At 55.1% G+C, this 20,610-nt stretch carries 22 protein-coding genes; 8 read left to right on the forward strand and 14 right to left on the reverse strand.

Features of this window, described 5'->3' with window-relative positions; translation table 11 throughout:
* The first annotated feature begins 118 nt into the window (after nt 1–118).
* Nucleotides 119–547, forward strand: a complete 429-nt coding sequence (locus tag AC0IXH_RS12420; RefSeq protein WP_049789584.1) for a cell envelope integrity TolA C-terminal domain-containing protein — start codon at nt 119–121, stop codon at nt 545–547.
* On the opposite strand, the gene qhpR is transcribed toward AC0IXH_RS12420, so the two are convergent.
* Entirely contained in the window at nt 544–1,611 is a 1,068-nt protein-coding gene (gene qhpR / locus AC0IXH_RS12425; RefSeq protein ID WP_371732183.1) for an AraC-like transcriptional regulator QhpR, read from the reverse strand. The two genes, AC0IXH_RS12420 and qhpR, sit on opposite strands and share 4 nt — an antisense overlap.
* 147 nt (nt 1,612–1,758) lie before the next feature.
* Nucleotides 1,759–2,763, reverse strand: a complete 1,005-nt coding sequence (locus tag AC0IXH_RS12430; protein ID WP_346565677.1) for a phosphotransferase enzyme family protein — start codon at nt 2,761–2,763, stop codon at nt 1,759–1,761.
* A 238-nt stretch (nt 2,764–3,001) separates the two neighbouring features.
* Between AC0IXH_RS12430 and eat the strand changes: the two genes are divergently transcribed.
* Nucleotides 3,002–4,366, forward strand: a complete 1,365-nt coding sequence (gene eat / locus AC0IXH_RS12435; RefSeq protein WP_105759642.1) for an ethanolamine permease — start codon at nt 3,002–3,004, stop codon at nt 4,364–4,366.
* Nucleotides 4,367–4,401: 35 nt separating this feature from the next.
* Here the strand turns inward: eat and mak are convergent, their stop codons facing one another.
* A complete protein-coding gene (mak, locus tag AC0IXH_RS12440; RefSeq protein WP_013200990.1) occupies nt 4,402–5,307 on the reverse strand; it encodes a fructokinase in 906 nt (301 codons plus the stop codon).
* A 144-nt stretch (nt 5,308–5,451) separates the two neighbouring features.
* On the opposite strand from mak, the gene rdgC reads away from it, so the two are divergent.
* On the forward strand, nt 5,452–6,363 hold the full coding sequence (gene rdgC / locus AC0IXH_RS12445; protein ID WP_013200989.1) for a recombination-associated protein RdgC: 912 nt from the start codon (nt 5,452–5,454) through the stop codon (nt 6,361–6,363).
* A gap of 74 nt (nt 6,364–6,437) precedes the next feature.
* Here the strand turns inward: rdgC and ppnP are convergent, their stop codons facing one another.
* The 4 genes from ppnP to aroL all read right to left on the reverse strand — a co-directional run bounded on the left by ppnP (nt 6,438) and on the right by aroL (nt 8,584).
* The gene (gene ppnP, locus AC0IXH_RS12450; protein WP_013200988.1) at nt 6,438–6,728 is read right to left on the reverse strand and encodes a pyrimidine/purine nucleoside phosphorylase; all 291 of its coding nucleotides are present in this window, start codon (nt 6,726–6,728) and stop codon (nt 6,438–6,440) included.
* Between the two features lie 60 nt (nt 6,729–6,788).
* Nucleotides 6,789–7,466 carry an AroM family protein gene (locus tag AC0IXH_RS12455; RefSeq protein WP_053142003.1) on the reverse strand — a complete coding sequence of 226 codons (678 nt, stop codon included), beginning with the start codon at nt 7,464–7,466 and terminating at the stop codon, nt 6,789–6,791.
* A gap of 298 nt (nt 7,467–7,764) precedes the next feature.
* A complete protein-coding gene (locus AC0IXH_RS12460) occupies nt 7,765–7,956 on the reverse strand; it encodes a YaiA family protein (RefSeq protein WP_013200986.1) in 192 nt (63 codons plus the stop codon).
* Between the two features lie 103 nt (nt 7,957–8,059).
* Complete coding sequence (gene aroL, locus AC0IXH_RS12465) at nt 8,060–8,584, reverse strand: shikimate kinase AroL (RefSeq protein WP_013200985.1); 525 nt, start codon at nt 8,582–8,584, stop codon at nt 8,060–8,062.
* 305 nt (nt 8,585–8,889) lie between these two features.
* Here aroL and AC0IXH_RS12470 point away from each other — a divergent pair, with 305 nt between their 5' ends.
* Nucleotides 8,890–9,618 (forward strand): DUF2076 domain-containing protein, encoded by a 729-nt coding sequence (locus AC0IXH_RS12470; RefSeq protein ID WP_346599608.1) that lies wholly within the window; start codon nt 8,890–8,892, stop codon nt 9,616–9,618.
* 37 nt (nt 9,619–9,655) lie between these two features.
* Here AC0IXH_RS12470 and AC0IXH_RS12475 read toward each other — a convergent pair whose 3' ends face one another.
* Nucleotides 9,656–10,108 carry a YaiI/YqxD family protein gene (locus AC0IXH_RS12475; protein ID WP_471720504.1) on the reverse strand — a complete coding sequence of 151 codons (453 nt, stop codon included), beginning with the start codon at nt 10,106–10,108 and terminating at the stop codon, nt 9,656–9,658.
* 172 nt (nt 10,109–10,280) lie between these two features.
* Here AC0IXH_RS12475 and proC point away from each other — a divergent pair, with 172 nt between their 5' ends.
* Nucleotides 10,281–11,090: a pyrroline-5-carboxylate reductase gene (gene proC, locus AC0IXH_RS12480; RefSeq protein WP_013200982.1), complete on the forward strand. Its 810-nt coding sequence runs from the start codon at nt 10,281–10,283 to the stop codon at nt 11,088–11,090.
* A 33-nt stretch (nt 11,091–11,123) separates the two neighbouring features.
* Here the strand turns inward: proC and AC0IXH_RS12485 are convergent, their stop codons facing one another.
* The 4 genes from AC0IXH_RS12485 to AC0IXH_RS12500 all read right to left on the reverse strand — a co-directional run bounded on the left by AC0IXH_RS12485 (nt 11,124) and on the right by AC0IXH_RS12500 (nt 13,952).
* Nucleotides 11,124–12,653 (reverse strand): FAD-dependent oxidoreductase, encoded by a 1,530-nt coding sequence (locus tag AC0IXH_RS12485; protein ID WP_471720505.1) that lies wholly within the window; start codon nt 12,651–12,653, stop codon nt 11,124–11,126.
* A 208-nt stretch (nt 12,654–12,861) separates the two neighbouring features.
* Nucleotides 12,862–13,167: a PsiF family protein gene (locus AC0IXH_RS12490; RefSeq protein WP_013200980.1), complete on the reverse strand. Its 306-nt coding sequence runs from the start codon at nt 13,165–13,167 to the stop codon at nt 12,862–12,864.
* Nucleotides 13,168–13,318: 151 nt separating this feature from the next.
* Nucleotides 13,319–13,579, reverse strand: coding sequence for an anti-adapter protein IraP (gene iraP / locus AC0IXH_RS12495; RefSeq protein ID WP_013200979.1), 261 nt, complete (start codon nt 13,577–13,579; stop codon nt 13,319–13,321).
* 229 nt (nt 13,580–13,808) lie between these two features.
* Entirely contained in the window at nt 13,809–13,952 is a 144-nt protein-coding gene (locus AC0IXH_RS12500) for a hypothetical protein (protein ID WP_162096468.1), read from the reverse strand.
* Nucleotides 13,953–14,240: 288 nt separating this feature from the next.
* Between AC0IXH_RS12500 and AC0IXH_RS12505 the strand changes: the two genes are divergently transcribed.
* Nucleotides 14,241–17,321, forward strand: a complete 3,081-nt coding sequence (locus tag AC0IXH_RS12505) for a beta-galactosidase (RefSeq protein WP_471720506.1) — start codon at nt 14,241–14,243, stop codon at nt 17,319–17,321.
* Between the two features lie 29 nt (nt 17,322–17,350).
* Here AC0IXH_RS12505 and AC0IXH_RS12510 read toward each other — a convergent pair whose 3' ends face one another.
* Nucleotides 17,351–18,559, reverse strand: coding sequence for a multidrug efflux MFS transporter (locus AC0IXH_RS12510; protein ID WP_013200977.1), 1,209 nt, complete (start codon nt 18,557–18,559; stop codon nt 17,351–17,353).
* A gap of 329 nt (nt 18,560–18,888) precedes the next feature.
* Nucleotides 18,889–19,101, reverse strand: coding sequence for a transcription antiterminator/RNA stability regulator CspE (gene cspE, locus AC0IXH_RS12515; RefSeq protein ID WP_013200976.1), 213 nt, complete (start codon nt 19,099–19,101; stop codon nt 18,889–18,891).
* Nucleotides 19,102–19,672: 571 nt separating this feature from the next.
* Between cspE and AC0IXH_RS12520 the strand changes: the two genes are divergently transcribed.
* Together AC0IXH_RS12520 and AC0IXH_RS12525 are read left to right on the forward strand one after the other, a co-directional pair.
* Complete coding sequence (locus AC0IXH_RS12520; protein ID WP_013200975.1) at nt 19,673–19,921, forward strand: biofilm development regulator YmgB/AriR family protein; 249 nt, start codon at nt 19,673–19,675, stop codon at nt 19,919–19,921.
* Nucleotides 19,922–20,213: 292 nt separating this feature from the next.
* Nucleotides 20,214–20,567 (forward strand): hypothetical protein, encoded by a 354-nt coding sequence (locus tag AC0IXH_RS12525; RefSeq protein ID WP_471720507.1) that lies wholly within the window; start codon nt 20,214–20,216, stop codon nt 20,565–20,567.
* The last annotated feature ends 43 nt before the right edge of the window (nt 20,568–20,610 follow it).

The following is a 20,610-nucleotide window of genomic DNA, read 5'->3' on the forward strand; positions in this document are numbered from 1 at the left end:
CTGAAGTAGAGATTTATCTGTAAAGAGTCTGACGGCGAAAAAAGAGTCAGCCAGCAAGAAGCTAACAGGATAAACTATCGGCTGGACGTCAGGATTCTTTAGAAATAGTGATGAATAAATGAAAATGAATCGGCACAAAATGGCATGGGCGTTGGCGGCAACGGTGATGACGACGCTGCTGGCCGGCTGTCAGTCAGCCAAAAATACTCAGCAAAATGCCCCGGCGACGGCGCAGGAAATGCAGGCGTTTGCTGACCAGCAGTGCACAGCCGCCACCGCAGAAATGTCTGAGGAAGACTGCCGCTACTACGCGAAAATGCAGTACGGTATTCAGCGCAATTTTTATGACCACGCGCGTTATGTCGGACGCGAATGCGTGCTGACCATTAGCTGGAAACAGAATGGGCGGTATAGCGTGTTGAGTACGTCGGGCGATGAGCAACTGTGTAAGAAAGCCTGGGGCGTGGTCAGCAGCGCGGAAAATCTGCCCGCGCCACCGAAAAAATTCCCCAGCGAAATTATTCTCGACTTTAAGCCGGCCGGTTAACCCGCCAACTCGTCCTGCCGCCACTGACGTGGGCTGATGCCAAACCAGCGGCGGAAGGCGCGGGAAAAGGCGCTGACTTCGGAATAGCCCAACAGCAGCGCCATCTCCGAAATTGGCAGCTGGCGCTGTTGCAGGTAGTGCTTGGCCATTTCGCAACGCACCTTGTCCACCAGCGCGGTGAAGCTCAGGTTTTCATCGCGTAGACGCCGTTGCAGCGACCAGCTCGACAGCCCCATTTTTTCAGCCACCTCTTCCAGCACCGGCTCACCTTTCAGCAACACCAGATGCACCTGCGCACGGGCCTGATCGACAATATTTTGTTGTGGCGTGGCGCTGTTCAGGCGGCGGATCGCATCCTGCATCACCATTAACAGCATCGGATCGCTGTCCGGCATCGATCGCGCCAGATCGCGTTTCGGGATCAGTAATGAGTTGAAGGGTTGATCAAAATAGACCGGCGCATCGAACACTTTGCAGTGCTCATGCCATTGTGAAGGCCGTGGATGCTCGAAATGGACCTCTCTGGGTGCCCAGTTTTTACCCGCCACATGGCGAATAAGGTTCATAAACATCCCCAGCGTCAGTTCAGCATCCTGACGGCGACAGAGGATCGCGCCGTGGCGCACCTGGTAATCCAGCCGCCAGCAATCCCCTTTATCAACCAGCCGGGTGAGCGTGTCGTGCTGATGATACGGAAAGGCATTCACCACGTTCTGCAATGCCTGTTCCAGCGTCGCCGAACACAGGCCAACATAACCAATCAGACCTAATGACTGCGGTTTAAACTGCTTGCCGTAGTGCAAACCGAAGTTATCAAAACCTGAATAACGCGCCGCTTCTTCCATCACGCGACAGTAGTTGATCAGCCCAAGGCTTAAGGTCGGGCTGGAAAGCAGTTCGGGATCGATGCCGCTGACGCCAAAAATGCGATCGACATCGCCGCCCTTCTCACTGATAAAACTGCTCAGGCCGCTGGCTGCCGCCGCCAGAACCCCACGATTACTGACGGCGCTGGCATTCAGCGCCGTTGCCATGTCAGGCTGTCTGATAAGACCGGTTTCCATCATCGTCGCCTCGGCGTAGAAAATATGCTGCTAATGCAGCAATATTCATACCAACCTCGTCGGTGACGTTTAAAAACAAGGTGTTATGACAGGACAATCACGGGCAGATGCGGCACCCGCCGCGTGCCTGCCCGTTCTGGGTGCAAATCAGGCGCCAACCGGAAGCTCGCGGGTCTCCAGATAGCGGTGGCACAGGCGCACAGAATGATCCGCCCACTCTGGGCCAAGACTGTGCGCCATCTCGGTTTCGGCATGGGATCCGGCCCACGCCATCAGCTGGATACGGCGCTGGATCAGCAGGGTTGGCAGCATCGCCATCTCTTCATCACTGATATGGGCAATCTGCTCGTAGCCTTTGATCCAGTGATCCACCCACTCTGCTGCACGAGGATGGTGCTCGACAAAACTGATCGCTGCCGCAAGATCGTGCAGATACCAGCCCATGCCGCAGTCATCGAAGTCGATCACCCGCGTCTCGCCTTTGTGCAGCAGCAGGTTGGTCAGCCGCAGATCCGCATGGATCAAGCCGTAACGCGAGGCGTCTTTACCGAAGATCGTCAGATCGCTACCGACCCGGGCAATCGCTTCTTCCACCACCGGACGATCCTGCAGACGCAGATTCGGCACATCGCGCCAGTCGCCCCAGTGACTCTGCGGGCTGACCATCGTCTGGTGATCCCAGATGATGCGCTGGAATCCCGCCGGCTTCTGCCAGCTTTTGCTGTGCTGATGCAGGCGGGCGGTGATATGGCCTAACTGCTGGAAGGCACGCGGATCGACCTCGGTGGTCGGCATCTCGCCTTCAATCCAGTCAAACAGCACCACATGGCGCTCGCTACCGTCTTCCAGTTGCAGCGTCTGCACGGTCTGACCCTCTTTATCCGGCACCGCCTGCGGCACCACGATGCCGGTTTCCCGCAGCGCATCGAGCCAGTGCAGTTCACTTTCGATATCCGCACGCTGATGATAATTGCCGCGATGCAGGCGCAGCGCGTAGCGTTTGCCACCGGCCTGCAGTAAAAACGTGGCGTTCTCTGAGCGGCAAAGCAGGCTCAGCGTTCCCTGCAAGGCTGCGGGATAACGGGTGAGCGTGCGCTGAGCAAGGTTTAGCAGCGCGGCTGTATCCAGGTTGTCATATTGCGTGGCAGTCATAGTCTGGCTCCGTAATGGTTGGCTGTCGGTTACCCGCCGTGTGATACCAGCATGGCGTCACCTGCCTCTGACCCGCTTGACCGCAGATGACCCTCTTTTGACTTTAGCGTGCATCTGGCGCTTTTTTTGCTTCTGAGTTGACAGCAGAGCACAAAATTCCTTACGCCAGCGTCAAGTTTTCCGGCGGGTCGCGACTGCATTATCGACTGACAATAAAACTCATCACGGGGAATGCGTTATGACAGGCAAACTGAAGCCCACTCTGGGCACAATACATCTGTGGGGCATTGCGGTAGGTCTGGTGATTTCCGGCGAATATTTTGGCTGGAGTTACGGCTGGGGTGTGGCGGGAACCTTAGGATTCCTGGTCACCACCGCGCTGATCGCCCTTATGTATACCTGTTTTATTTTTAGCTTTACCGAACTGACCACGGCGATCCCGCATGCCGGTGGCCCTTTTGCTTACAGCCGTCGCGCCTTTGGCGAAACCGGTGGCCTGATTGCCGGTATGGCAACCCTGATTGAGTTCGTCTTTGCCCCGCCGGCCATTGCGATGGCTATCGGCGCCTATCTCAACGTGCAGTTCCCCGATCTGAATCCGAAATATGCCGCAGTGGGCGCCTATATCATCTTTATGACGCTGAATATCCTCGGCGTTAAGCTGGCGGCGATGTTTGAGCTGGTGGTGACGGTGTTAGCGGTGCTTGAGCTGCTGGTATTTATGGGCGTAGTCGCGCCGGGCTTCAGTGTGGCCAACTTTGCCGCCAATGGCTGGTCGGGTGGCGAGCACTTCGGACTGCCTGCGCTTTCCGGGATTTTTGCCGCTATCCCGTTCGCTATCTGGTTCTTCCTCGCCATTGAAGGGGCCGCGATGGCCGCTGAAGAAGCCAAGGATCCGAAACGCACCATTCCGAAGGCTTATATCAGCGGTATTCTGACGCTGGTGATCCTGGCCATTGGCGTGATGCTGCTGGCCGGCGGTGCGGGTGACTGGCGTAAGCTGTCGGACATCAACGATCCGTTGCCGCAGGCGATGAAAATGGTGGTGGGCGAAAACTCCGGCTGGATGCATATGCTGGTGTGGATTGGGTTGTTTGGCCTGGTGGCGAGCTTCCACGGCATTATTCTGGGCTATTCCCGCCAGTTCTTCGCCCTGTCCCGCGCTGGCTATCTGCCTGCCGGACTGGCTAAGCTGTCCCGCTTCCAGACGCCACACCGCGCCATCATTGCCGGTGGTTTGATTGGCATTGCCGCGATCTTCAGCGACAGCTGGATTAACCTGCAGGGCATGACGCTGACCGCCGCGATGATCACCATGGCGGTGTTCGGTGCCATTGTGATGTACATCATGAGCATGCTGAGCCTGTTCCGACTGCGCCGCACTGCGCCAGAGCTGGAGCGCAGTTTCCGGGCGCCGGGCTACCCAATCGTTCCGGGCATTGCGCTGGTACTGGCCGTGGTCTGTCTGATTGCCATGCTGTGGTTCAATGCGCTGATTGGGGCGCTATTCGTGGCCTTTATGGTGGCAGGCTATATCTACTTCCTGATGACCAAAAACCAGCGAGCCAACGCGCCGCGCGATGCGATGCTGGCAGGCGAGTAAGCAAGAAAAAGGGCCGACCCTCGGCCCTGTTTTTTTTACTGCGGCCAGAGCCAGGCGGCGCCACGTACGCCACTTGAATCGCCGTGAACCGCTTTACGCAGCGGGGTTTCACACTCTCCGCCAAACACCCACTTCTTCATCAACTGCGGCACGGTCTGATACAGACGATCGTTATTGCTCATGCCGCCGCCCATCACAATCATTTCCGGATCGAAAATATTGACGATGTGCGCCAGCGATTTTGCCAGCCGCAGCTCATAACGGCTCATCGCCAGCTCCGCAACCGGATCCTGCTGCTCCAGCAGCGTGATAATCTCCGCGCCTTTCAGCTCCACGCCGCTCAGGCGGTGATAGTCCGTGGCGAAGCCGGTGCCGGAGATAAAGGTTTCAATGCAGCCCTGTTTACCGCAGTAGCACGGCACTTCTTCGCGGTAACGCAGCTCATCTTCATCCATCCACGGCAGCGGATTATGCCCCCACTCGCCCGCATTACCGTTGCCGCCAATGTGCGCCTGACCGTTCAGCGCCACACCCGCACCACAGCCGGTGCCGATAATCACCGCAAACACCGTCTGCTTCCCTGCCGCCGCGCCATCCACCGCTTCGGACACGGCCAGGCAGTTAGCGTCATTGGCGATCCGCACCTCACGGTTAAGCATTTTTTGCAGGTCTTTATCCAGCGGCTGCCCGTTGAGCCAGGTCGAGTTGGCGTTCTTCACCAGCCGCGTGTAGGGCGATAGCGTCCCCGGAATGCCGATGCCGACCGTGCCCTGCTCACCGGTTTTCTCTTCGGCCAGCCTGACGAGGCCGACAATGGCGTCCAGCGTCTGCTGATAATCATCACGCGGCGTGGGCACGCGGTGACGGAACAGCGTCTCGCCGGATTCAGCAAGTGCTATCACCTCAACTTTAGTTCCACCTAAATCTATCCCGATACGCACTTGTTATTCCTCATTATTTGACGGTCATCGTCTTACCTTAGAAGGCCGGAGGCGGAAAGGCAATGAAACCCCGCCGCCGATTCGCTATCATGCGCGCTGACTTTGAATTAGCGCGCCTGATGCGCGCCCGAGAGGGAAAGCATAATGCTGTGGTTTAAGAATTTAATGGTATATCGTCTGAATCGCGAGATCCCACTGGCGGTTGACGAGATGGAAAAACAGCTTGAGGCATTCTCTTTCGCTCCCTGTGGCAGCCAGGATATGGCAAAAACCGGTTGGGTTTCGCCAATGGGCCCGCGCCATGATGCATTTACCCACGTCAATAATGGCCAGATCCTGATTTGCGCGCGCAAAGAAGAGAAAATCCTGCCTTCTACAGTGATCAAACAGGCGCTGGAAGCCAAAATTGGCAAGCTTGAAGCCGAACAGCAGCGCAAACTGAAAAAGACCGAAAAAGATTCGCTGAAAGATGAAGTGCTGCACAGCCTGCTGCCACGCGCTTTTAGCCGTTTCAGCCAGACCTTCCTGTGGATTGATACCGTTAACAACCTGATCATGGTTGACTGTGCCAGTGCCAAAAAAGCCGAAGATACGCTGGCGCTGCTGCGCAAGAGCCTCGGTTCGCTGCCGGTGGTGCCACTGACGCTGGAAAGCCCGATTGAGCTGACCATGACCGAATGGGTGCGTTCAGGTGAAACGCCGGCCGGTTTCGCACTGATGGACGAAGCCGAGCTGAAAGCCTTGCTGGAAGATGGCGGCGTGATCCGCTGTAAGAAGCAGGATCTGGTGTGCGATGAGATTGCTAACCATATCGAAGCCGGCAAACTGGTGACCAAACTGGCACTGGACTGGCAGGAGCGCGTGCAGCTGATCCTCTCCGATGATGGCTCGCTGAAGCGTCTGAAGTTTTCAGACACCCTGCGTGAACAGAATGATGATATCGATCGGGATGATGTTCAGGCGCGATTTGATGCCGACTTTATTCTGATGACCAGCGAGCTGGCGGCGTTGGTGAGCAATACGATTGAAGCTTTGGGTGGCGAAGCGCAGCGTTAAGCGGATGCATTAAAGAAGCTCAGCGCGAGACGGCTGAGCTTCTTTTGGCGCCGAACGGCGTCGGCCCTTCAGGTTTAATCTTTCAGATAGCGGCACAGATAGGAAGAAGGCTCTGCCACCTGCAGATGAAACTCGCTGTGACCCGGGACGTTAAACACCTGGCCTGGCTCAAAGTGCTTCCACTCGGCTTCACCTGGTAACAACACCTTCAACGATCCGCTGACTACCGTCATCTCTTCCGCCTGGCCGGTGCCAAACGTATATTCGCCTTCCGCCATCACGCCCACACTGGCGCGCCCGGTACTGGCACTGTCGAAACCAATTGATTTCACTTTTCCGTCGAAGTACTCACTGACGTTGAGCATATAAACATCCTTAAAATCAGAGAAAAAGATAACAGTGTAAAAGTGCCGAGAAGTTCTCGTTTACACAAGCAGTTCTGCTGCCAGTTTGGCTATTAACACATTGGACAACAATACCGGAATGCCTAACAGTTTCTGCAGGAAATCCCGGTGCCGCTGGTGGTAGCCCAGACAATCCAGCACCACCACATCCGCGCCCTGCTCCTGTAGGTGCAGCGCAGCGTCAATCAGATCATCATCGCTGGTTTCCCACGGGCTGGCTACTGCAAAGTGGGGCTTCTGTCCCAGGCTCTGCCATTTGTACGCCTGCTCCGCGATATACTCTTCCCGCGCCACCACAATACCGACCTGATGCCCACCGGTGATCGCGTCCACCAGCGGCGGCAGGATACGGTAAGGTTCAAGCAGAATGGCGCTGTCAGTAAACAGGTTTTTGTACTGCCCGCTACACAGCATCAGGATAGTCTCAAAGCCCTGCTGTTCAAGTTCAAGGATCTTGTTTTGCAGCGCCGCTTCCACTTTCGCGGCCGAAAGCACCACGTGAGTGCCGTCTTCCAGGCGGGTCATCACCACCTTTTCATTGCCTGCCGTGGCGTATTTTTGCTGTATTTCGTCATGGGTCAGATCGTCAAGCAATCCAACGTGGGCGATTTGTTCTTCAGGGAGATTTTCCAGTAGCAGGGGATGAAGATCGCTACGGGCAGCCTGGCCTAGTGTAAGTGTTGCAAGTGAGTGTTTCATCGTTTTACTTTCCGCAAAGTTCGCCCTGTCAGCGAACGTAACCGCCAGATCCTCAGTGGTGTCAGCACCGGGAACCACAGATACAGAAAGCATAGCAGCTGCCTCTGAAACAGCGTGAGGGTCAGCAGGCGTGGCGGTGTTTTTCAGAAAATCTTTCAAGAGTCAGTCCAGCTCGGGCTAAGGGATGATCGGTTTTTATTTTAGGTAAATCAGGGTGCCACAGAAAAATACGGGGAGGGTCTGGCGGGGTCAAGTCATAATCTCGCGGGGAGATCGCTGGCATCCTTGCCGGCCGCCATCACTCTTTGTCTTTATCTTCGTAACGGATTTTGGCGTCCTGCGCCTCTTGCTCAGTTTCATGCTCACTGATCAGCGTGTCAGGCTTAGGATGATCGGCGCGCAGTTCATACCAGGTGACAGTTTTCTCGGTGGTGCCTTTTTTAACCGGGACAATTTTTGCTTCACGTGGATACGGGGGTTTACCAGCCATATAATTTCCCTCTTGTCAGAATAAAAACCTCTGTCGGCAATAAAGGCCCGACAATCGCGTATCTGACTAAGTATAGACAAAGACTGGTATTTTTCCGCAGTATTTAGCTGGCGCGGGCCAGAGAGAGCATCGTAATGATGTCCTCTACCACCTTGTCCGGGCACTGCATGGCATTAATCACGTAATGCGCGGTCTGCTGATACAGCGCATCACGGGCAGCCAGCACTTCCACCATTTCATCGGCTATCGGGCGGCCGGTTAACGTCGGACGCTGATCCTGCTCCGGGTAGGCTTCCAGCCGCGCGGCCAGCACGTTGGCGTCCGCTTTCAGGTAGATAACCCGGCCCTGTTCACGCATAAATTTGCCGTTCTCCGCCGCCAGAACCATACCGCCGCCCGTGGCGATGACCGTGGCCGGCGCCGTCACCGCTTTTAATGACAGCGTTTCACGCTGACGAAACCCTTCCCACCCTTCTGCGGACACAATATCAGCAACGGTACGCTGCGTGGTTTGCTGGAGGTAGCGATCGGTATCACTGAAGGCATAGCCTAAAGCGTTCGCCAGCGCCTGACCTACGGTAGTTTTTCCGCAGCCGCGCGCGCCGATCAGATAAAGGGGTAACGACATAACTGGCACTTCCTCAGCCTGCTCGTCAGGGTCAACGCCCACGCCGAAAGGCAGATAATGATGAACTTTGCGTCGCATCATACCGATAATTTCCCTGTGCGACCAGTAGTCACTTTTTCTTTACACCCGCCGTGTGACCGAGGTCGATTAACAGACTGAATTATAACAATTAACAGGCTGTAATTTTAACTTTACAGTCACACAATAACCGCGCGATAACAGCAACATTTCCTTACCCGATGCACGTTTACTTTCCCACGCGTAGCCCCAATATAGTCAGCATCACCCGTTACGGAGTTAGACTAATGCAGAGCGAAGAACAACAGTTAATAGAGAGCCTGTTTGGCCGTTTAAAACAGGCTGAAACTCAGTCCGGCCAGCGTGACGCCGAAGCGGAGAAATTAATCCAGCAGCAGGTTCAGCAACAGCCAGGTGCACCTTACTATATGGCGCAGTCGATTCTGATTCAGGAAGCGGCACTGAAGCAGCTCAACAACCGTGTCAGTGAGCTGGAAGCCAGGCTGGCTCAGGCGCAGCAGCAACAGCCCCAGCAGAGCAGCGGCGGTTTTCTGGCCGGCCTGTTTGGCGGCGGCAGTCAGCGCCAGCAGCAGCCGACACAGCCACAGGCCCAGCAGCAGAACCCGTGGAACAGCGCGCCGCCTCCGCAACAGCAGCAGCAGCCTGCTTATGCGCCTGCGCCCGCTCAGGCTGCGGCCCCTTCCGCGACGCGCGGCTTTTTAGGCGGCGCATTGCAGACGGCGGTCGGTGTTGCCGGTGGCGTGGTGATGGCAGATATGCTGACCAGCATGTTCCATCATTCGCAGCCAGAGGAAATTGTGAACATTATCAACGAGCCGGCGATGCCGCAGGAAAACTTTGATAATAATCTCGATACTTTTAACGGCACCGGCAATGACAATCAGTTCGCCAGCCAGGATTCGGGCTATCAGCAGGATAACAGCAATGATTTTGCTGATTTCGGTGGTGACGACTTCAGCGGCGATGATTTTGGCGACGACGACAGCTTTGTCTGATTAACTCAGCGGGTGGAGTTCTCCACCCGCTTCTTGATTATTTCTTTTTCTGGCTGAGCAGCCACTTATCCAGTTCATTGGCAAACTGCTGGCGATCGCGCTGGTTCAGTGTCGCCGGTCCGCCGGTCTGCACGCCACTGGCCCGCATCGTATCCATAAAATCACGTATGGTCAGCCGTTCGCGAATCGTGGCGTCGCTGTAGCGTTCACCCCGTGGATTCAGCGCAATCGCCCCCTTCTCCATCACTTCTGCCGCCAGCGGAATATCCGCGGTGATCACCAGATCGCCCGCTTCAGCCCGGCGCACAATTTCGTTATCGGCCACATCAAAACCCGCCGGCACGCGCAGCGTGGTAATAAAACGCGATGGCGGCACGCTCAGCGGCTGATTCGCCACCAACGTGACCTTCATCTGCTCGCGTTCGGCAGCCCGGTAAAGCACCTCTTTGATCACTTTCGGGCACGCATCGGCATCCACCCAGATTGGCATATGACCCCTTTCCTTTTTGTTATCACGGTAAACAGGGAGATCATGCCGTGCTTTTCAGGAATGGCAAATCTAATCTGCCGGTAACGGCTAAACGAAGCGGAAACTGGATAAAGGCCGGGAATGACGTAAGCTAGAGCCGTATCAAATACTGACTGAAACAGGGAGCACAACGGTGGATAAGAAAATTGGTTTTATTGGCTGCGGCAATATGTCGAAAGCCATTATCGGTGGTCTGGTTTCGTCGGGTCAGATCGCACCTGAGAACATCTGGGTATTTGACCGTAAACCGGCCACCAATGAAGCGATGCAGCAGCAATACGGCATTACGCCGGCGTCCAGCGCGGAAGAAGTGGCCAAACAGGCCGATATCCTGTTTGGTGCGGTGAAACCCAATGTCATTTTGAACGTGCTGAAAGAGATCGCCAACAGCCTGAATAAAGATACCGTGGTGGTGTCAATTGCGGCGGGCATCACGCTGGATTCACTGGCGAACGTACTGGGCCACGACCGTAAGCTGGTCCGCGTCATGCCGAACACGCCGGCACTGGTGAATGAAGGGATGACCTCAGTGACGCCAAACGTGCTGGTCACCAAAGAAGAAGCCGATGAGATTGTTGATATCTTTAAGGGTTTCGGTAAAGCCGCGCTGGTGCCGGAATACATGATCCATGCGGTGGTCGGCGTAAGCGGTTCTTCCCCGGCGTATGTGTTTATGTTTATCGAAGCGATGGCGGATGCAGCGGTGCTGGGCGGGATGCCACGCGCGCAGGCGTATCAGTTTGCCGCGCAGGCGGTTAAAGGCGCAGCGCAGATGGTGCTGGAAACCGGCAAACATCCTGCTGAACTGAAGGATATGGTGTGCTCGCCTGGCGGCACCACCATTGAAGCGGTGAAAGTATTGGAAGAGAAAGGCTTCCGCGCGGCGGTGATGGAAGCGATGCAGCAGTGCATGGCCAAATCCGAGCGGATGAGCAAGGCCTGACCTTAAGGGGCGAACGGCGTTCGCCCCTGTCGATCACTTCAGCGCTTCTTTGACCAGCGCAGCGGTTTCAGCCATCGTCATCGGCTCCTGCATCCGCAAGACCAACTCGGCGGTGAAGGTATACAGCCCGCAGGAGGCTACCGCCGCCAGCTGGCCTTTCTGCCCATAGAGCGCGACAAATTTCTTATCTGCCAGCGACCCAAACAGCTGATAGTCATCCCACTCTTCCGCATGACCCAGATATTCGTAGCGCGTCCCAAACTGCGCGGTCCAGAAGAACGGCACGCGATCGAACGCTTCGTTTTGCCCCAACATGTTCTTAGCGGCAACCCGACCCTGCTGTTGCGCGACCCGATAGTGCTCAATCCGCAGCGGGCCTGACGCCGCCGGGAAGGTGGCTATATCGCCTGCGCTCCACACCTGGCTGGCCACTTCTAACGTCTCACTGGTGGTCAGGCTGGCATCGTCATTGAGCGGAATGTCATGAATAAACGAGGTGCCCGGCGCGACGCCCGTAGCCAACAGAACGATATCAGCCGGCACGATTTTACCGCTTTTTAACGCAATCGCACTGACGTGACCGTTATCTTCCTTCAGCTCGGCCACCTCGCCGTCGATAAACTCCACGCCTTTATCTTCATGCAGCTTGCGGAAATAACCGGCAATCTCCTCACCGAAGGTGTTTTTAAACGGCAACGGTTCCGGTGCTACCACCTGTACCTTCACATCCTGCGCACGTAGCGCAGACGCCAGCTCCATGCCGATAAAACTGTTACCAATAATCACCAGCTGCTTGGTGGCATCGACCGCCTGCAGCAGCTTGTCAGCCTGCTCAAGGCTGCGCAGCACATGCACGCCCTGCAGCGCCTTACCTTCCAGATCTGGCCGCTGCGGAATGCCGCCGCTGGCAATCAGCAACTTGTCATACTGCAAGCTTGTGCCATCGGCGAAATGCAGGGTCTGATTACGGCTTTCAAGCCGTTCGACGTCCGCCAGCTTATGTTCGGCATAGGCGGAGAAATCCTCTTTTAACAGCGGAGGAACCTCATCAATCTTCATGTTGCCGGAAGGGACAAATTTGGTCAGCACGGTACGATCGTAGGGCGCCTCACTTTCACGATCGACCAGGATCAGCTTGCCGGTGAAGCCTTCCCTGCGCAGCGTCCATGCCGCAGCCGCTCCTGCCGCGCCGGTGCCCAGGATCACAAAGACCGGATCCTGGCGATCGGCCTGGAAAGTGGCCAGCGGCGGCAGCGGCTCGGGATCCACCTGCACCATGCCGTTTTCTACTCTGACCGGATAGCGCTTTAGATCGCTCAGCGCTAAGGGCTCGCACAGACTGCCGTCATTCAAGCTGAAGTTGGCTTTATGCCACGGGCAAACCAGCCTGTCGCCATAGATTGCGCCCTGCTCTAACGGCGCGCCAGAGTGGGGGCATTTGCTTTGGAAGGCTTTCACTTCCTGCTGCTCGCGGATCAGAATTATACCGGTTTCACCTACCGGTACTCTGACGGGTTTTCGCTCAGGGAGATCCTGTAAAACGATGGCATTTTGATAGCTCACGACAAGGCTCCTTTTTATTATCTGTTTTCAAATCAACAGTAATAAGCCTGGCATTTACAGGGGAAAGGATCGAAAAGGGGCAGGCGAAGCGAGGATAATTACGGTTAAGTCATTGTTTATTATCGATTATTAATATTTAAGGAAATATGAATGAACGGTGGGACGGAGGGAAGTGCAAAAAGAGGGGCCTGAGCAGGCCCACCTCAGGTTAACTTTTTTTCAGGCAGCTGCTCATATAGGTTTTACGTTCATCCCCTTTCAGCATTTTTTCACCGGCCTGGGTATTACAGGTTTTCATTTTCATCTGCTGTGGCGTCATCGAGTCCATTTTGCTGTCTTTCTTCAGGCAATTGCTCATAAAGGTTTTTCGTTCATCGCCTTTTAAGGTCTTTTCACCGGCCTGCTGATTACACACGGTCATTTTTTGTTGTTGGGCGGTCTTTTCTGCCGCGCTGGCATAACCACCGGCCATTAACGAAAGCATTGCCGCAACCATCAGATATTTCAGCTTCATGTTTTCCATCCCTATTTGATTAACGAACACTCAAAGTTTGGCAGAAATTCAGACGGGAGCGAGAAAGAAAAGCAGAAATAAACATAAGGGAATAATGAACGGGGTCAACTCGTCACCGCATACATGCGAGCGACGGGCTTGATAAAGCAGATTACTGGCGGGGATGAAGCAAAAGGCGCTGAATGTAACCTTCCAGCAATGACGAGTCTTCGGGATTGATGGTCTCCGAACGTGTCGCCGTGTCCATCGCGGTAGTGATGCTGTCTGAGATCTGCTGGAATTGATGACTGTCCAGCTTACGCAGTAATGCGGTCACCACGATTTCTAACGCCTCAACCTGAGCCACTAATTCCTTGGACTCTTCTTCCTTCTCCGCCAGCCTGACCAGTAGTTCTGCAATGAGGTTTTTCATGCGGACGTCTCAGCGAGTTAAAGCAAGACGTTAACACCAGCAAAAAAAAAAGAAAATAGATAATCGCTATATTTTTTCGTTACTTAAACACGGTATTGATTTCATTATTCACTTTTGCGAAGCGCAGCAAATTTTTATTGCGAGCGAAACGTTTTGCTGCCTGTTAATGTCACAAAATAATCGTCAGAAATAAAAATCAGAGGCAATTTGCCTCTGATTAAAGGTTTTATCAGCCTGGGCCCTGAGAGAAGCCACCGCGTGGGCCACCGCCGCCCCAACCGCCACCGTGACCGCCGCCGCCGCCACCACCTGGAGGTGGGAACAGGCAACCACTTAAGGCTGTTACCAGCGCAATCACACTTACTACTTTCATTAATCGGTTCATTGTACAGACCTCCACGGAACAGTGGCGCTGATAGTAAGCGTCCGTTACTGGCCCAGCAATGCAGAATAGTCCGGTTCAGGGCCATTTTTACCGTCAGTCACTACGCTTAACACTTTCCTGTCAGAACCCCGTAACAATGCTGGGTTAACCCGGTAAATTGCGGATTATCCGCAGGCTGTTTTACCTGCGATCGTGCTCGCAGGATCGCAGGGATCTGCTTTACAACGACGCCAAACCGGCGCAATGTGAGCGCATAACATTTATGAGGTATTGTTGATGAAACCCGCTCCTTCTCTCTCTTTGCAACAGCAACTGATCCGCCGTGATTGGGAAAATCCGGCCGTAACGCAAATGAATCGCCTGCCTGCGCATCCGCCTTTCTCCAGCTGGCGTTCGGTTGCTGCGGCCAGAGAAGACAGAACGAGCGAGCGTCGCCAGTCACTGAATGGCGTCTGGAACTTCAGCTATTTCAGCCAGCCAGAACTGGTTCCGGACAGTTGGTTAGCGCAGGATCTGCTGGAGGCGGATCCCCAGCCGGTGCCGTCAAACTGGCAACTGGCCGGTTATGACGCCCCGATTTACACCAACGTGCAGTACCCTATTCCGGTCACGCCACCTTTTGTGCCGAAGGAAAACCCGACCGGCTGTTATTCACTCACCTTCAGCTGCGATCCGGACTGGCTGACGTCCGGACAGACGCGGATCCAGTTCGACGGCGTGAACTCGGCCTTTTACTTATGGTGCAACGGCCAGTTTATTGGCTATTCGCAGGACAGCCGCCTGCCGGCAGAATTCGATCTCTCCCCGGTGCTGACCCACGGCGAGAACCGGTTGGCGGTACTGGTACTGCGCTGGAGTGACGGCAGCTATCTGGAAGACCAGGACATGTGGCGCATGAGCGGGATTTTCCGCGATGTCAGCCTGCTGCATAAACCCGCCGTGCAGCTGAGCGATATCCAGATTGAAACGCATCTCAGCCCTGAGTTTCACTCCGCCCAGCTGAAAATTCTGGCGGTCTGCTCACTGGAGCATGCCGGGCAGTATCAGGTTGAGGTTCAGCTGTGGCGGCATAACGCGCTGGTTGGCAGCGTTCACCAACCGTTTGGCAGCGCGATCGTGGATGAGCGAGGCCGCTACAGCGATCGCACCACGCTGACGCTGCGCGTCGAAAATCCTGCGTTATGGAGTGCGGAAACGCCGCATCTTTATCGGGCGACCGTGGCGCTGCGCGATCTGCAGGGGAACCTGCTGGAAGTGGAAGCCTATGATGTCGGTTTCCGCAAAATCGAAATCCATCAGGGCTTGCTGAAGCTGAATGGCAAACCGCTGCTGATTCGCGGCACCAATCGCCATGAACATCATCCGGAACATGGCCAGGTGATGGATGAAGCGACGATGATCCGCGACATCACGCTGATGAAGCAGCATAACTTCAATGCCGTGCGCTGCTCGCATTATCCCAATCATCCGCTGTGGTATCGCCTCTGCGACCGCTTCGGACTGTATGTGGTGGACGAAGCGAATATCGAAACGCACGGTATGCAGCCGATGAACCGTCTGTCGGACGATCCGGTGTGGTTCAATGCCTTTAGCGAACGCGTGACCCGAATGGTACAGCGCGATCGCAATCACGCCTGCATCATCATCTGGTCGCTGGGCAACGAATCGGGGCATGGCAGCACGCATGACGCGCTCTGGCGCTGGATCAAAAGTAACGATCCGACGCGGCCGGTGCAGTATGAAGGCGGCGGTGCCGATACCGCCGCCACCGATATCATCTGCCCGATGTATGCCCGCGTCGATCAGGATCAACCGTTCGACGCGGTGCCGAAATGGTCACTGAAGAAGTGGATCGGTCTGCCGGAAGAAACCCGTCCGCTGATCCTCTGTGAATACGCGCATGCAATGGGCAACAGCTTTGGCGGCTTTGCCAAATACTGGCAGGCCTTCAGAGCGTTTCCACGGTTGCAGGGCGGCTTTGTCTGGGACTGGGTCGATCAAAGTCTGACCCGTTACGATGCGCAGGGCAATGCCTGGCAGGCATACGGTGGCGACTTCGGTGACACGCCCAACGATCGTCAGTTCTGCATGAACGGTCTGGTTTTTGCCGACCGTACGCCGCATCCTTCCCTGTTTGAAGCGCAGCGTGCGCAGCAATTCTTCCAGTTTTCGCTGCTCAGCACCCGGCCGTTAATCCTGCGCATTGAGAGCGAATATCTTTTCCGCCACAGCGACAATGAAATCCTGCGCTGGTGCATTGAGCATAATGGCGTGGAGATAGCGGCAGGTGAACAACCGCTGGCCATCGCTGCGGAAGGTCGGGTGGATATCGAACTGCCACCGTTTACCGATCTTGATGATCAGCTGTGGCTGAACGTTGAGGTTATCCAGCCAGAGGCGACAGCGTGGTCGCCGGAAAATCATCGCGTGGCCTGGGATCAATGGCAACTGCCTTCTCGCCTGCCGATGCCTTCACCGCTTAAGTCGTTGTTTATCCCCGAAATGGTGGAGACCGAACAACTGATCGAAATCCGTCAGCAGAACCAGCGCTGGCAGTTCTCAAAGCACAGTGGCGAACTGGTGCAGTGGCTGATTGATGGGCAGCCTCAGCTACTGACGCCATTACGCGATAACTTCACCCGCGCGCCGCTGGATAATGATATCGGCATCAGCGAAGTGACTAAAGTCGATCCGAATGCCTGGGTTGAGCGCTGGCAGCGCGCCGGTTTCAATCATCTGGAAAGCGAGCTGACAGATTTCCAGGCCGATGCACTCAGCCGCAGCGTGCAGCTGACCACCACCCATGCCTGGTTGCATCAGGGCGAACGGCTGTTTATCAGCCGTAAAAGCTACCTGATTGATAGCGCGGGAGAATTACATATTCAGGTAGAGGTAGATGTGGCTGCCGGCTTACCGGCACCGGCCCGCATCGGTCTCAGCTGCCAGTTAAGTCAGCCGACAGAAAACGTCAGCTGGCTGGGCCTGGGCCCGCACGAAAACTACCCGGACCGCCTGCTGTCCGCGCAGTTCTCACGCTGGACGCAGCCACTCGACGCGCTCACTACGCCGTATGTGTTCCCCAGCGAAAACGGTCTGCGCTGCGGCACAAAATCGTTAAGCGTGGGCAGGATGAAGGTCGACGGGGAGTTTCATTTCTCGGTCAGTCGCTACAGCCAGCAACAGCTTCGCGAGGTGACCCACCGTCATCTGCTGCAGGAAGAGGAAGGCTGCTGGCTGGTGCTGGATGGTTATCATATGGGCGTCGGCGGCGATGACTCGTGGAGCCCCAGCGTCAGCCCTGAATTTCTGCTGTCAGCACCACGCTACCGTTATGCGCTGACGCTGAAAGCAGAGTAAATGCGTGTTCAGGCCTGACGGCAGCAGCGTCAGGCCTGAGCCGCAGTCACCACTTTGCGGTTACGCCAGGTGACGATCAGCTGAACCGTATTGGCCAGCACCACCACCGCCGTTGCCGCAAATACCCAGCGGAATCCGCCAATGGCCGACACGCCGGAACCAATCAGCGGCCCGACGACGTTGCCCAGGTACATAAATGACTGGTTGTAGCCAAAAATGCGTCCGGTAACCCGATCGCTGGAATAGCGCAGCAGCATGGTTTGCACCGCGGGCATCATCGCCCCTTCCGCAAACCCCAGCAGGAAACGCAGAGCACCCAGTTGGAAGGCACTTCCCGCCCATGACATGGTCACAAACAGCACGAAGGTCAGGATCAGCGCGGAAAACAGGATGCGCTGGGCGCCAATCCGATCGCCCAGTTTCCCCAACGTCGGCGCCGAAAACAGCGCAGACACGCCGGGAATGGCCGCTACCACCCCGCTGATAAAGGCAATATTCTGCACGTTCGGCTCAAGTTCCCGCACAAACAGCGTCAGAATGGGGCTGATCGAGCCATTACACAGCTGGATAGTCAGGGTGGTCAGAAACAGGCTGATAATCAGGCCGGGATTGCCGAGTGACCGGAAGACCATGGTGCCGGAGAGCTTGTCCTCTTTTTTCACCCTCGGCTGGCCGCCCTCTTTGATCAGGAACAGCGTGATCAGAAAACTGGTCAGCAGTAATCCTGAGGTAATCAGGAACACCGCGCGTAGCCCAACCCAGTCCGCCAGGAAACCGCCCATCATCGGCCCCATGATCACGCCGCAAATTTGGGCGGTGGTCACCATACTCATCGCCCAGCCGCTGCGCTCACGCGGCACCTGGGTTGCCACCAGCGCCATGGCATTGGGAATATAGCCGGACGTCAGCCCCATCAACGCACGCAGCAAAAACAGCTGCCAGACATCGGTGACAAATGCTTGCAGAAAAATCACTATCCCCATGCCCAGAGAAGCACGGAGCAGCATCAGCTTGCGGCCTTTACGATCGGCAAGGCTGCCCCACATCGGCGAGACGATGGCCGAGACCATAAAGGTTACGCTAAAGATAAGTCCGGACCAGAGGGTCAGCGAGCTGGGATCGGTAACGCCCAGTTGCTCAACGTAGAGCGGCAAAAAAGGGATGATTTGACTGATCGCGAGGCCGGTAAAGAGGCAGCCGAACCAGACTGAGATGAGGTTAACCTTCCAGGATTCCATCTTGCTGTGCTGAGGGCCTTATAGCAGAAGAGCGAGTTGGCAGTGTAACAAGGACATTTTAGCAATGAGTGGCAAATAACGGGATGGGGTTAACTTTGAAGTTTTACCCTGTTGGCATAGCGTCTCCAGCCGCAAAATGGCGCTGGCGCTGGCATTTCATGCCGGATGCGCAGTATTTCTGACTGGTGAAAACGTGGCGGGAAAGTCCAGCATGTCGCAGCCAGGATTTAAAAGCCCCAGACGCAAAAAACCCGCCGTTAAGCGGGTTTTCGTATTCTCGCCAGCTCTACACGGAGTAAACTCCGGTTCGCCTGCGAAAAGTTCTCTAATTACAGAGCAGTTACGTTAGCAGCTGCTGGGCCTTTCTGGCCGTTTTCGATAGAGAACTCAACTTTCTGACCTTCTTCCAGCGTCTTGAAGCCGCCGTTCTGGATTGCAGAGAAGTGTACGAATACGTCTTTGCTGCCGTCGGTTGGGGAGATGAAGCCGAAACCTTTCTCAGCGTTGAACCATTTTACTAAACCAGTCATTTTGTTAGACATTTGTCTTTCCTTCAATAAGTATTAAGCCGCAAAGGGCACGGGTTTTTCAACAGGGTGGACTTATGAGGCACTTAAGAAGGAAGTCAGGAAGAGATATCAGAGATAACCTTTAACTGAAAACTGCTTTAATAAATTTGCTCGCATACGTTGTCTGTTTCAAAACCGACGATGCATTTACTCATAACGCAGGATGCAGTTCAATACCTGATGATTAAAAAAAACCAAAACCACCATCAAGTCACTGTAAAATAACTAAAAATAGTTTAGTTTTTTTCGTTAAGCGCCGAAATCATCCACTTTACCTTCTCATTTACCGTGGCAAACCCCAGTCAAAACCGGCCTGTGGGTCCGCTCTCCTCTGCGCCAGGGTAAAAAGCATAATGAAAAATATTTCTGATTGTTACTGGCTTTCCTGCGGCTGCCATCTAGAGTAATTAAAATCTTCGCCTGATTATTCGCAGGCTCAGTATCGATTGACCGTCCTGGTGAATCGACGCGTATTTAAAAATGATAATCCTGATCTCATCGGTTCGCCGCTGGGCGATCGGTGGTGCCTTTCTGGAGGTTAATCATGAGACATTCAACGCCTGGCGCTGGCCGCGCAATAACGGAATATTTTAACAGTCCGGCTTTTCATGCGCCGAAAGAGAGTGAACTGCTGGCGGCAATCCTGACCGAACTGATGCGCCGGGGACGGCCTACCCACAGCAAAGTGATTATCGCCACGGTGATTGCCAAGCTGGAAGGGGAAGTCGATGAGGCGCTGCTGCAAGGGTATCGCAATTTACTGACGCAGCTATTGGAAGAGAAAGAAGAGTAATTTCCGGCCTGCCCTCCTGCTTAATGAAAGGTGCCCACCTGCGTGTCGCTGCCTTGATTTCGCCTGCCTGATGCAAAAAAAATCCCGCACGAGGCGGGAATAAGACGAGCATTGCATGTTTCGCAGTGACCAGCAGATCACCTTTGTTAGCCCGATACCCTACAGCGCCCAGATTGCAATTCTGTGACATGCTGAACTTCCTTTTCCTGATATTACGTATGTTTACACGCGACCAGATTGCTAACCCTGACCACCCCGTTATCATTGGCGCACTCTTTTCAAAGGATTCGGCATGAACGCTCAGCGACGGCGCGCAACGGGATTATTAAGTCTGGCCTGTCTGGTTATCCTGCTCTGTCTGGGTGTGCGGATGGTTGGCGCGCCTGCGCCTGCGCCCGCGGTAACCTCCGTTTCAACACTCAGTGACGCTGCTGACTCTGATCTGTCTCCTACCCCTTGTGAACTGGGCGTGAAGTCCCTGCTCTCTGCCTTGCCCGAAATTGCCGCGATGGCGTTGCTGGCATTAGCGGTGGTGATCCTGCTGTTTACGCCATTGCTGATGCGCCTGCCCGTCCGCTACCTGCGTCCGCCACTGGCCCCGCCTGAACGAAGGCTCCATCTCTGCCACTGCGTCTTCCGTGAATAAGTCACCGCCCGATCGGATTGGTGTCTTTTACTTATTTACGGAG

It is taken from the genome of Erwinia sp. AC075 (assembly GCF_979253995.1).

Bases quoted from the DNA above. Each gene is read 5' to 3' on its own strand.
- AC0IXH_RS12420 (WP_049789584.1), top strand. From the start codon at position 119: ATGAAAATGAATCGGCACAAAATGGCATGGGCGTTGGCGGCAACGGTG.
- qhpR (WP_371732183.1), bottom strand. From the start codon at position 1,611: ATGGAAACCGGTCTTATCAGACAGCCTGACATGGCAACGGCGCTGAAT.
- AC0IXH_RS12430 (WP_346565677.1), bottom strand. From the start codon at position 2,763: ATGACTGCCACGCAATATGACAACCTGGATACAGCCGCGCTGCTAAAC.
- eat (WP_105759642.1), top strand. From the start codon at position 3,002: ATGACAGGCAAACTGAAGCCCACTCTGGGCACAATACATCTGTGGGGC.
- rdgC (WP_013200989.1), top strand. From the start codon at position 5,452: ATGCTGTGGTTTAAGAATTTAATGGTATATCGTCTGAATCGCGAGATC.
- ppnP (WP_013200988.1), bottom strand. From the start codon at position 6,728: ATGCTCAACGTCAGTGAGTACTTCGACGGAAAAGTGAAATCAATTGGT.
- AC0IXH_RS12455 (WP_053142003.1), bottom strand. From the start codon at position 7,466: ATGAAACACTCACTTGCAACACTTACACTAGGCCAGGCTGCCCGTAGC.
- AC0IXH_RS12460 (WP_013200986.1), bottom strand. From the start codon at position 7,956: ATGGCTGGTAAACCCCCGTATCCACGTGAAGCAAAAATTGTCCCGGTT.
- aroL (WP_013200985.1), bottom strand. From the start codon at position 8,584: ATGTCGTTACCCCTTTATCTGATCGGCGCGCGCGGCTGCGGAAAAACT.
- AC0IXH_RS12470 (WP_346599608.1), top strand. From the start codon at position 8,890: ATGCAGAGCGAAGAACAACAGTTAATAGAGAGCCTGTTTGGCCGTTTA.
- AC0IXH_RS12475 (WP_471720504.1), bottom strand. From the start codon at position 10,108: ATGCCAATCTGGGTGGATGCCGATGCGTGCCCGAAAGTGATCAAAGAG.
- AC0IXH_RS12490 (WP_013200980.1), bottom strand. From the start codon at position 13,167: ATGAAGCTGAAATATCTGATGGTTGCGGCAATGCTTTCGTTAATGGCC.
- iraP (WP_013200979.1), bottom strand. From the start codon at position 13,579: ATGAAAAACCTCATTGCAGAACTACTGGTCAGGCTGGCGGAGAAGGAA.
- AC0IXH_RS12500 (WP_162096468.1), bottom strand. From the start codon at position 13,952: ATGAAAGTAGTAAGTGTGATTGCGCTGGTAACAGCCTTAAGTGGTTGC.
- AC0IXH_RS12505 (WP_471720506.1), top strand. From the start codon at position 14,241: ATGAAACCCGCTCCTTCTCTCTCTTTGCAACAGCAACTGATCCGCCGT.
- AC0IXH_RS12510 (WP_013200977.1), bottom strand. From the start codon at position 18,559: ATGGAATCCTGGAAGGTTAACCTCATCTCAGTCTGGTTCGGCTGCCTC.
- cspE (WP_013200976.1), bottom strand. From the start codon at position 19,101: ATGTCTAACAAAATGACTGGTTTAGTAAAATGGTTCAACGCTGAGAAA.
- AC0IXH_RS12520 (WP_013200975.1), top strand. From the start codon at position 19,673: ATGAGACATTCAACGCCTGGCGCTGGCCGCGCAATAACGGAATATTTT.
- AC0IXH_RS12525 (WP_471720507.1), top strand. From the start codon at position 20,214: ATGAACGCTCAGCGACGGCGCGCAACGGGATTATTAAGTCTGGCCTGT.